Below are 11108 nucleotides of genomic sequence, written 5' to 3'. Positions count from 1 at the left end.
GGCGCCGGTCTTTATGGAATCTTTACGCCTCCTGTGATGGTGGTCACCTTTAGGCGCGACACATTCAAGCACTTGTGGTGTGATGAGCGTCACGTAGCATATAGAACGTCCCATGTTCCGGTCTTCGTCGGAAGGATCCGCGGAACTTGTTTGTAAACAGGCGATGCATATAGGGCAACTTTGAGTGTATGATTGGTGTCACAGTCATCACCCCGATCTCACCTATTCACTAAAGGAGTGGCGCATTTTGGAAGAGCTTCGTATTGAGGCCAATGGCAACCTTGGTCCCATTGATTCGGCCCGAATCCCGCGCTACGCCGGTGCTGCCACCTATGCCCGCCTGCCCCGGCTGGACCAGGTGTCCAAGGCCGACGTCACCGTCGTTGGCGTCCCTTTCGACTCCGGTGTTTCGTACCGCCCCGGCGCCCGTTTTGGCGCAAACCACGTGCGTGAAGCCAGCCGTTTGCTCCGCCCGTACAACCCCGCGTGGGACGTCAGCCCCTTTGAGAATATCCAGGTTGCCGACGCCGGCGACATGGCTGTGAACCCCTTCAACATCAACGAGGCCATCGAGACCATCCAGCAGAACGCGCTGGACCTCACCGCCAACGGAAGCAAGCTCGTGACGCTCGGTGGCGACCACACCATCGCCCTCCCGCTGCTACGCGCCGCCGCCGAACGCGCCGGCGAGCCCGTCGCCATGCTGCATTTCGATGCCCACCTGGACACGTGGGACACCTACTTCGGCGCCGAGTACACGCACGGCACTCCGTTCCGCCGCGCCGTCGAAGAAGGCATCCTGGATACCGAGGCCATCAGCCACGTCGGTACCCGCGGACCGCTTTACGGCAAGAAAGACCTCGACGACGATCACCGCTTCGGCTTCGGCATCGTCACCTCGGCCGACGTCTACTACCAGGGCGTCCTGGAGACCGTGGCCAAGATCCGCGACCGCATCGGAAACCGCCCGCTGTACATTTCCGTGGACATCGACGTCCTGGATCCGGCCCACGCGCCGGGCACTGGCACGCCGGAAGCCGGCGGCATCACGAGCCGCGAACTCCTTGAAATCATCCGCGGTTTCCGAGGCATGAACCTGGTGGGCGCAGACATCGTCGAGGTCGCCCCGGCCTACGACCACGCCGAAATAACCGGCGTCGCAGGCAGCCACGTTGCCTACGAGCTCGTCACCCTCATGGCCGACAATGCTGTCGAGGGCAACCGCCACGGCGCCGCGAACGGCTACGCTGCCCAGGCCCTTGGCCAGGAATCCCGGCGCCCGGCCGGTTTCGCCCCGGCGGTCACGAAGTGACGGACCAGCGCAACGGCGGGGACCTCGTCGTCGAGACCCTTGAAGCGCTCGGCGCGAAGACGGTCTTCGGGATCCCCGGCCAGCACGCCCTCGGCCTGTTCGACGCGATGGGCCGCGGCAATCTGCACTTCGTGTCCTCTCGGGTGGAGAACAACTCCGCCTTCGCTGCGGATGGTTACTCCCGCGCCACAGGCGAGGTGGGGGTACTGTTCCTGTCCACCGGTCCGGGCGCGTTGACGTCCCTGGCTGGGCTCCAGGAGGCTTATGCCACCGGTGTGCCGATGGTTGTGGTGGCAAGCCAGATTCCCTTGGAGGGCTTGGGTGCCCGCCGCAAGGGCATGCTGCACCAGCTCGATGACCAGAAGGCCTCTGCCGCGAATGTCACCAAAAGCCAGCGTCTCATCCAGCATGCGTCCGGGATCCCCTCGGCCATCCAGGATGCCTGGACCGAGGCCATTTCCTCCCCGCAAGGGCCAGTGTGGATCGAGATTCCGCAGAATGTGCTCCTGGACCCCATCATGGTCCCGCCCGTGGAAGATGCCCTCGCCGAAGCGGCCGACAACCCGCCGCGCGTGGAACTGATCCGCGAAGCCGTCAAATGGCTCTCGACGGCGGAACGCCCCGCGATCATCGCCGGCGGCGGCACGCGCCGTGGCCGGGCGGAAAAGTCGCTCCTATCGATCGCCGAGAAACTCCGCGCCCCGGTCATCTGTACCCCCGGCGGCAATGGCGCTTTTCCATGGACTCACGAGCTGTCCTTGCAGTCCTGGATTGAAGACCGCCACATGACCGACGTCCTCGAGGACGCCGACGTGCTGATCGTCATCGGCTCATCCCTCGGCGAGGTGACCTCCAACTACTTCACCTTCGAGCCGCGCGGCCGCATCATCCAGATCGACGCCGAACCCCGGGTCCTCGAGTCCAACCGGCCCGGCCTGGGTATCCGCGCCGACGCCGGCCAAGCCCTTGCAGCCCTCGATGAGGCACTGGCTCCGACCGCGGCGGCACCGGACTGGCACGGCACCACGCCCGAGGACCTCGTCAAGGAGTCCCTGGCCAAGGTCACGGCGCGCCTTGAAGCGCAGGACCTCGGCAAGGAACTGAAGTTCATGGCCGATATTCGCGAGGCCGTTCCGGCGGACATGCAGACCTTCTGGGACATGACCATCTCCGCTTACTGGGGATGGAGTTGCTGGGATTCCCGCGAGGGCCAGTTCCACTCGGCCCAAGGCGCCGGCGGGCTCGGCTACGGCTTCCCGGCAGCCATCGGCGGTGCCGTGGGACTGGAAACCGTGGGCAAACCCGGCCGCGTGCTGGCAGTCTCCGGCGACGGTTCCTCCATGTACTCGATCTCGGAACTGGCCACGGCGAAGCAGCACAACATCCCGGTCACCTGGCTGATCGTGGACGACGGCGGCTACGGCATCCTGCGCGAATACATGGTGGGCGCCTTCGGCAAGGCCACTGCCACCGAGTTGTCGCGCCCGGACTTCGTCAAGCTCGCCGAGGCGTTTGGCGTCCCGGCCCGCCGCGTTGCCCCTGAGAACGTCGGGGACGCGCTCAGGGAAGGCTTCGCCGCGGACGGCCCCAACGTCGTCGTGGTTGAAACCCTCCTCAAGATGTTCGGTCCCACGCACCTCGGCGACTGACCTTTCAAACACCCCACACCCCAGGCACCCCACACCCCAGCGCGAGCTGGCAGCTAATGACCCTTTTTTCGAAAAATAAGGGCATTAGCTGCCAGCTCGCGCTCGGTGTTTAACGCAGCTCACACTTCATTAGTTTCCCAAAGCAATCAAATCGGCGTATAGTTGCTTTAGGCAAACAAAAGTGAGGTGTCTTCCATGGCTGTCGCATCCAGCACAGCAACCGAACTCGTCCATCAGATTTTCGATCTGCAGCGGGTCCTGCGTTGCATCGTGACCGCGAACATCGCGAAGGATGCCGACGTCGGGTTCGCCCTGCAGGGCGTCATGCGCTTCATCGGCGAGGGGGAGTCCCGGGCCACGAAGCTCGCTTCGCGCCTCGGCGTCAGCCCGCCTGTCCTCAGCCGGCACATCGCCGAATTGGAAGAGCTCGGCCTAGTGGTCCGACGTCCCGATCCCGCGGACGGACGCGCCCAGTTGGTGGCCTTGTCCGAGACCGGCATCGAAAAGGTCCGGGACTTCGAAGAACAGCGCAGCCTCAATTTGCGGGCCTACCTCGAAGAGTGGAGCGAGGAAGACGCCCTTGAAGCCGGTCACGTCCTGGAGAAATTGACCGCATCACTCAACCACTCAGTCCGGGCAACGGCGGCCGGCTCCCACCACTCGAACCACACAGCTTAGGAGCAGCAGCAATGGCAACCCGAATACAAGAACGTTCGACGGCGGTGCCGGCGTCATCCGCGCCCATGACGCACCGCCAGATCATGGAAGCCCTGACCGGCCTGCTGGCGGCATTCTTCACCGCTATCCTGAGCAGCACCATCGTGGCCAACGCCCTGCCCACCATCATGTCCGATCTCCATGGCACGCAGACGGACTTCGCATGGGTCATCACGGCCGCACTGCTGGCCAACGCCGCTACCACGCCCATTTGGGGCAAGCTCGCTGACCTCTTCGACAAGAAGCTGTTGGTCCAGCTGAGCATCGTGATCTTCGTAGCAGGCTCGGTCATGGCCGGCTTCTCCCAGAGCATTCCCTTCCTGCTGACCGCGCGCGTCATCCAGGGCATCGCCTTGGGCGGCCTTACCGCCTTGGCCCAGGCCATCATCGGCACCATGATTCCGCCGCGGGACCGCGGCAAGTACTCCGGCTACATGGGCGCCGTCATGGCCGTTGGTACAGCCGGCGGGCCGCTCCTGGGCGGATTCATCGTTGACAGCCCGCTCGGCTGGCGCTGGACGTTCTTCGTCTGCGTGCCGCTCGCCGTCGTCGCGCTCATCCTGCTCCAGGTGACGCTCAAGATCCAGCACATCAAGCGCCCGGCCAAGATCGACTGGCTCGGCTCCATCCTGCTGACGTCTGGCGTGAGCCTGCTCCTCATCTGGGTTTCCTTCGCCGGCAACCCGGACTACTACGACTGGATCTCCTGGCAGTCCGCCCTCATGGTCGGCGGCGGGGTACTCCTGCTGGCCTTGCTAGTGCTGGTCGAATCCAAGGTGGCCCAGCCCATCATCCCCTTGAAGATCATCTCCGAGCGCACCACGGCCTTGGCGATCCTGGCTTCCGTTGCTGTCGGTATCGCGATGTTCAGCTCGTCGACGTTCCTGGGCCAGTACTTCCAAGTGGCCCGCGGCGCGACGCCCACCGAGGCAGGCCTGCTGACACTCCCCATGATCGCCGGCAACCTCTTGGGCTCAGTCGCCTCTGGCCAGCTCATCAGCCGCTACGGCAAATGGAAGCGGTTCCTCTTGGCAGGCACCGTACTGCTCGCTGGCGGACTTGCGTTCACGGGCACCATCGATCACACCACCGAGCTGTGGATAACCTGCAGCTACACCGCCATCTTTGGCCTGGGCCTCGGCTTGCTGATGCAGAACCTCGTCCTCGCAGTCCAGAACACCGTCCGCGCGCAGGACATCGGTACGGCCAGCGCGTCCGTCGCATTCTTCCGCTCGGTGGGTGGCGCGATCGGCGTCTCGGTGCTTGGCGCCATCATGGCAACCCACGTCAAGGACCTTGCCACCCAAGGCCTCGCTGCAGCCCACATTCCGGTGCGCGGCGGATCCAGCGGTGGAAGCATGGATCTTGCCGACATGCCTGCCCCGATCCGGGACATCATGCGCGCCGCGTATGGCGATGCAACCGCCCAGATCTTCCTGATTTCCGCGGCCATTGCCGTGGTCGCTTTCCTCGCGGTCCTCTTCATCAAGGAAGTTCCGCTGCGGAAGACCGTGGACGCTTCGCCGGATAAGGAGCTACTGGCAAACGCTTCCGGCGAGGCCGCCATGACACTGGACACCTCCGCGCTGCCCGTTATCGGGGTAGACGATGAGCTTCCCCAGCCAGCCGACGACGGCGGCACCCCCTTGGGTGCCAGCCGAGCCCGTGCGGCGGCCGAGAAAGAGCACGATGACCTGGACCTCGAGTTCGCGCGGATCCTGACGCAGGAAAGGCCAGACCCGGCCGCTGGCCTGCGCGAGGTCCAGGACCAGCTTGCCCGGACCCAGAGGCTGCTGGCTGAGCAACAGCTTCAGCTGAGCCAAGCACAGCGCGAGCTCCAGGCGCGCGTGCACGAACAGCAGGCCACCGCCGTCGAGCAGTCGCGGACCGCTCAGGAGTTGGCCGCGTTGCGCAAGGAACTCAAGCGCGAGCGTCGCCGCCAAGAAAGGGCAGCCCTCCTGCTCCTTACGGGCGAAACTTCGAGGGCAGGGGAAACCGGGCGCCACGCGGGCTAGGAACGCGTCGCAGCGGCCTTGGAAGTGCTGCGACGGCCAAGATACGCCGCAAGGATGATATTGAGCTATCGATATTTCGCTGAGGCAACGGATTTCGTAGAGTTGAGGGACTAATACTGTCAGCGCCTGCCGCTATCAATGTATTAACTCATTCGCGCACTCTCTCATTAAGGATCCGTGGGCATGCTTGTCACCCTGATACGGCGCTACTCCAAGCCGTATTTGCCGCAGATACTGGCCGTCATCATCTTCCAGTTGGCATCCACCATTGCAACCCTCTACCTTCCAAGCCTCAACGCCAAGATCATCGATGAAGGGGTATCCCGGGGAGATACCAATTACATTTGGCAGACCGGTGCCCTGATGCTCGCTGTCGCGCTTGGCCAGGTTGTTGCGGCCATCGCAGGCGTCTATTTCGGTTCCCGTGTGGCCATGGCCATGGGCCGCGACTTGCGCAGGGATGTCTTCCGCAAGGTCAGCAGCTTCTCGGCCAAGGACGTCAACAGCTTCGGCGCACCCACATTGATCACCCGCGGCACCAACGATGTCCAGCAAGTCCAGATGCTCATGCTGATGGGCCTCAACTTCATGGTGTCCACGCCCATCATGTGTGTTGGCGGCATCATCATGGCCTTGCGCGAGGACCTCAGCCTCTCTTGGCTGGTCTGGGTTTCGGTGCCGGTCCTCGTGGCCGTTGTTGGTTACCTCGTGGTCAGGCTCATGCCGCTCTTCCGCTCCATGCAGAAGAAGATCGACGCCATCAATGGTGTCCTTCGAGAACAGATCATCGGTATCCGCGTGGTGCGGGCCTTCGTTCGTGAACCTTACGAGGCCAAGCGCTTCGGCGACGCCAACAAGGATCTCACCTTGGTGTCGGTCAAGATCGGCAATCTGTTTGTCTTGATGTTCCCGGCTATCGGAATGATCCTGCACCTTTCCACCGCGGCAGTGCTGTGGTTCGGCGGCCAAAGAGTGGACGCGGGCAACATGCAGGTGGGCTCCTTGACCGCCTTCCTGCAGTACCTCCTGCAGATCCTGATGGCCGTCATGATGGGAACCTTCATGGCCATGATGATCCCGCGTGCCTCCGTGTGCGCGGACCGCATCGGCGAGGTCCTCGACGTCGAACCCTCCATCCACGATCCGGAGGCGCCCGTATCGCCCGCGGAAAAGAAGGGCCGCGTCGAATTCCGCGATGTCACGTTCAAATACCCGGGTGCTGAAGCTCCCGTGCTGAGCAACATTTCCTTCACCGCGGAGCCGGGGCAGACCCTCGCCATCATCGGTTCCACGGGCGCAGGCAAGACCACCTTGGTGTCCCTTCTGCCGCGGCTGTACGATGTCGCGTCCGGCGATGTATTGCTCGACGGCGTTCCAGTCACCAGCCTGGACCGCGACGAAATCACCAGCCGGGTGGCCACCGTGCCGCAGAAGCCCTACCTATTCTCCGGAACTATCGAGCACAATCTGCGTTTCGGGAAGACAGATGCCACGGACCAGGAACTCTGGGATGCCCTGGAAACTGCACAGGCCAAGGACTTCGTGATGGAAAAGTCTTCCGGCCTTAACAGGCGGGTGGCACAGGGCGGCACCAACGTGTCCGGCGGCCAGAGGCAGCGCCTCTGCATCGCCCGGGCCCTGGTGACACAACCCAAGGTCTACCTCTTTGACGACTCCTTCTCCGCCTTGGATGTGGCCACGGACGCCCGGCTTCGCAGGGCGCTCAAGGAAAAGACGCAGGATGCCACGGTCATCATCGTGGCCCAGCGCGTCTCAACCATCGCGGACGCGGACCAGATCCTCGTCCTGGACAACGGCAGAATCGTTGACCGGGGCACCCACGACGAACTACTGGAAACGTCACCCACGTACCAGGAAATCGTCGAATCCCAGCTGAGCGCGGAGGAAGTGGCATGAGCGAACAGAATCAGCAAAAGCGCGGCTGGGCCGCGAAAGCCGAAGCCGCGAAAACAGCGCGCGAAGCTGCAGAAGAGAAGGATGCAGTCGCAGTCGGCGCCGTCGCGGTGGACGATGACGACCTCGAAGAAACCGAATACACGCCAGGCGAAGCCGACGGCGGCATGTTCGGCAACCTTCCGGCGAAGAAGGCCAAGGCCTTCGGACCGTCGGCGAAGCGACTCCTGGGGCTGCTCAAGCCCGAGGCCGCCGGAGTAGTCTTCGTGATCGGCCTGGTGGTGGTCTCCGTTGTCCTGAACGTCATTGCCCCGAAGATCCTCGGCAGCGCCATGGACGTCATCTTCGGCGGCGTCATGGGCAAGCAGTTGCCTCCCGGAGTGAGCCAAGCGGCTTTCGCTGAAGGACTGCGCCAAGCGGGCCAGAACAATTTCGCTGACATGGTCTCCAAGATGGAGCTCACCAACGGGATCAACTTCTCCAAGCTCACGTTCCTAATCTCGATCGTGCTCTTGATGTACTTCGTGGCCAACATCTTCTTGTGGGCACAGGGCTACATCCTGAACAAGATCGTCATGAAGGTCATCAACCGTCTCCGCAATGACGTCCAGGCCAAGCTCAACCGCTTGCCCCTGAACTACTTCGACACCCGTCAGCGCGGCGACATCCTCTCCCGCGTGACCAACGACGTCGACAACGTCCAGCAAGGGCTCCAGCAGGCGTTCGCCCAGCTTGTCAGCTCGGTGCTGACGGTCTTGGGCATCACCGTGATGATGTTCATCGTGTCCTGGCAGTTGGCCCTGATCGCCCTGGTTGCCTTGCCGCTCTCCGGTGTGCTTGCCGGCGTGATCGGCGCGCGCAGCCAGAAGCTCTTCGCAGCCCAGTGGAAGAACACAGGCTCACTCAACGGCCAGATCGAGGAATCGTTCTCCGGCCACGAGCTCGTCAAGGTCTTCGGGCGTGACGCGGACATGCTGGAACGCTTCGACGAGCGCAACGAAGCCCTCTACAAGGCCTCGTTCGGGGCGCAGTTTGTTTCCGGAATCATCTTCCCGGCCATGAACTTCGTTTCCTACCTCAGCTACGTGGGCATCGCCGTCGTCGGCGGTTTGCGTGTGGCCTCCGGTTCCATGAGCCTTGGGGACGCCACGGCATTCATCCAGTACTCGCGTGAATTCACCCAGCCCCTCGGCCAGATAGCAGGCATGGCGAACATGCTGCAGTCCGGTGTCGCCTCGGCTGAACGTGTTTTCGAGTTCTTGGATGCCGATGAGGAAATGCCGGAAAACGCGGCCCGTCACCTGCCCCCGCGCACGGACGGCCACGTTGAATTCGAGAACGTGTCCTTCAGCTACGTTGCCGACAAACCGCTGATCGAGAACCTTTCGCTCAGCGCGGAGCCCGGACACACTGTGGCGATTGTCGGGCCCACGGGTGCCGGCAAGACCACCCTCGTCAACCTTGTCATGCGGTTCTACGAGCTCAACTCAGGCCGTATCACCCTGGACGGGGTGGACATCAAGGAGCTGAGCCGTTCCGAGCTTCGCTCCAAGGTGGGAATGGTTCTCCAGGACGCTTGGCTGTTCGGCGGGACCATCTACGACAACATCAAGTACGGCAACCTCGACGCCACCGAGGAACAGATCATGGAGGCGGCCAAGGCTACCTACGTGGACCGTTTCGTGCGTGCCCTGCCGGACGGCTACCAGACCATCATCGACGAGGAAGGCAACAACGTCAGTGCCGGCGAGAAACAGCTCATCACCATCGCCCGGGCCTTCGTTTCCGATCCCTCGTTGCTGATCCTGGACGAGGCCACCAGCTCTGTTGACACCCGTACCGAGCTTTTGCTGCAGAAGGCCATGGCTGCCCTCCGCACGGATCGCACCAGCTTCGTCATCGCCCACCGGCTATCCACCATCCGCGATGCCGACACCATCCTGGTGATGGAAAACGGGAGCATCGTGGAGCAGGGCAACCACAACGAACTGCTCGCATTGCAGGGAGCGTACTACCGCCTGTACATGTCGCAGTTTGCCGGTGAGGATGCCGAGGAAGTCGCCGTGGATGATTCGACGGCGGTGCACAGCTGAGCCCGCATCACGCCCAGCCAATCACCGTCCAGGTCCCAATGCGTTGGGGCGATATGGACGCCTACGGGCATATCAACAACGTCCAGATTGTCCGGATGTTGGAGGAAGCCCGTATCGCGGCCTTCGGTCCGCCCCGCGGTGCCGGTTTGCCTGGCGTTGAACCGCCGGTCTCCGTTTTCAACAATGTTGAGGATGGGGTCATGACCCTTGTGGTGGAGCACAAGGTCCGGTACGTCCGCACCTTGGAGTACCGGAACATACCAGCAGTTGTTGAGATCTGGGTGGGTGCCGTGAAGGGCGCCAGCTTTGACCTCCACTACGTCATCAAGGATCCCGTGACCGGCGAGGACTGCGTCAAAGCCAGCACGCACCTTGCCTTTGTGGATGAGTCCACCGGCCGGGTCCGCAGGCTCACGCCGGAGCAAAAGCGGCAGTTGGAACCCTACCGGGCCTAGCTGCGTTCTCGAATGCGTGGGTATGGACCGTGGGCTGCGTTCCGGAACGCAGCCCACGGTCCACACCCGCGGTCTCGGCGCCGGGGTAGACGTAGAGTTTCCCCATGAAACTCGAGATCGTCGCCGTCGGTGTCCAAGGTGCCACCGTTGCGGCTGAAGAAGGCGCGGACCGGATTGAACTCTGCAGCGCCTTGGAACTTGGCGGACTGACCCCAAGCCAAGGCCTCATGGATGCGGCGCAGGAAGCTGTAGCGGGAAGGCTGGAGATACACCCGCTCGTCCGCAGCCGTCCAGGCGATTTCCTGTACTCGGCTGCCGAACTGGACACAATGGCCCGCGAGATCCGATTCCTGCTCACGCAAGGAGCGGACGGGGTAGTGGTCGGGGTTCTGACCGCCATCGGCGACATCGACGTCCAAGCCACGCGGAGGCTCGCGGACGCGGCCCGGGTGACCAACCCCAAAGCCCAGCTGACATTCCACCGGGCCATCGATCAGACACCGGACCCTGCGGCCGCCGTCGAGCAGCTCGTGGAACTAGGATTCACCCGAGTGCTCACTTCCGGGGGCGCCCCTACCGTGGGAGCGGGACTTGCCACTCTTGGACGCATGGCCCAGCGGGCAGCCGGGCGGCTTGAGGTCATGGCAGGCGGTGGACTCGCCCTAGACGATATTCCGGCTCTGCACGCCGCAGGACTGAGCGCGGTCCACTTGTCAGCCAAGTCCACGGTTTCCACCCGTAAGAGTCGGGACAATTCCGTCGAGACGCCGGATCCGTTAGACCCGACCGCATACATGGTCACCGCCCGCGATGTGGTGAAGGCGGCCCGCGCAGCTGTCGGATGAGATCCGCTGAACACACCGCTGAATAGGTGCGGGAGGAACCGCACCAGCATGCCCCTGGGCAATTCTGAACGCTCTGGCCGCTATGACTCCGATTGCGCTTCGCAATGA

General features: G+C 63.1%; 8 protein-coding genes. All 8 read left to right on the top strand.

The genetic code is table 11. The features are described 5' to 3' along the window. Positions 1–247 precede the first annotated feature (247 nt). The 8 genes from speB to AC1DLO_RS18650 all read left to right on the top strand — a co-directional run bounded on the left by speB (position 248) and on the right by AC1DLO_RS18650 (position 11000). Positions 248–1312, top strand: a complete 1065-nt coding sequence (gene speB / locus AC1DLO_RS18685) for an agmatinase (protein WP_476891653.1) — start codon at positions 248–250, stop codon at positions 1310–1312. Next, entirely contained in the window at positions 1309–2961 is a 1653-nt protein-coding gene (locus AC1DLO_RS18680; protein WP_476891654.1) for a thiamine pyrophosphate-binding protein, read from the top strand. Before speB ends, AC1DLO_RS18680 begins: the two co-directional genes overlap by 4 nt. A gap of 195 nt (positions 2962–3156) precedes the next feature. Further along, positions 3157–3639 (top strand): MarR family winged helix-turn-helix transcriptional regulator, encoded by a 483-nt coding sequence (locus tag AC1DLO_RS18675; RefSeq protein WP_476891655.1) that lies wholly within the window; start codon positions 3157–3159, stop codon positions 3637–3639. 11 nt (positions 3640–3650) lie between these two features. Continuing rightward, the gene (locus AC1DLO_RS18670) at positions 3651–5693 is read left to right on the top strand and encodes an MFS transporter (protein ID WP_476891656.1); all 2043 of its coding nucleotides are present in this window, start codon (positions 3651–3653) and stop codon (positions 5691–5693) included. Positions 5694–5876: 183 nt separating this feature from the next. Further along, the gene (locus AC1DLO_RS18665; RefSeq protein WP_476891657.1) at positions 5877–7610 is read left to right on the top strand and encodes an ABC transporter ATP-binding protein; all 1734 of its coding nucleotides are present in this window, start codon (positions 5877–5879) and stop codon (positions 7608–7610) included. Further along, positions 7607–9700 carry an ABC transporter ATP-binding protein gene (locus AC1DLO_RS18660; protein WP_476891658.1) on the top strand — a complete coding sequence of 698 codons (2094 nt, stop codon included), beginning with the start codon at positions 7607–7609 and terminating at the stop codon, positions 9698–9700. Before AC1DLO_RS18665 ends, AC1DLO_RS18660 begins: the two co-directional genes overlap by 4 nt. Before the next feature lie 38 nt (positions 9701–9738). Then, positions 9739–10155 carry an acyl-CoA thioesterase gene (locus AC1DLO_RS18655; RefSeq protein WP_476891659.1) on the top strand — a complete coding sequence of 139 codons (417 nt, stop codon included), beginning with the start codon at positions 9739–9741 and terminating at the stop codon, positions 10153–10155. Between the two features lie 104 nt (positions 10156–10259). After that, positions 10260–11000 carry a copper homeostasis protein CutC gene (locus AC1DLO_RS18650; RefSeq protein ID WP_476891660.1) on the top strand — a complete coding sequence of 247 codons (741 nt, stop codon included), beginning with the start codon at positions 10260–10262 and terminating at the stop codon, positions 10998–11000. The last annotated feature ends 108 nt before the right edge of the window (positions 11001–11108 follow it).

The organism is Arthrobacter sp. 01T419, assembly GCF_056398865.1.
This window is presented reverse-complemented; position numbering and strand designations above follow the sequence as displayed.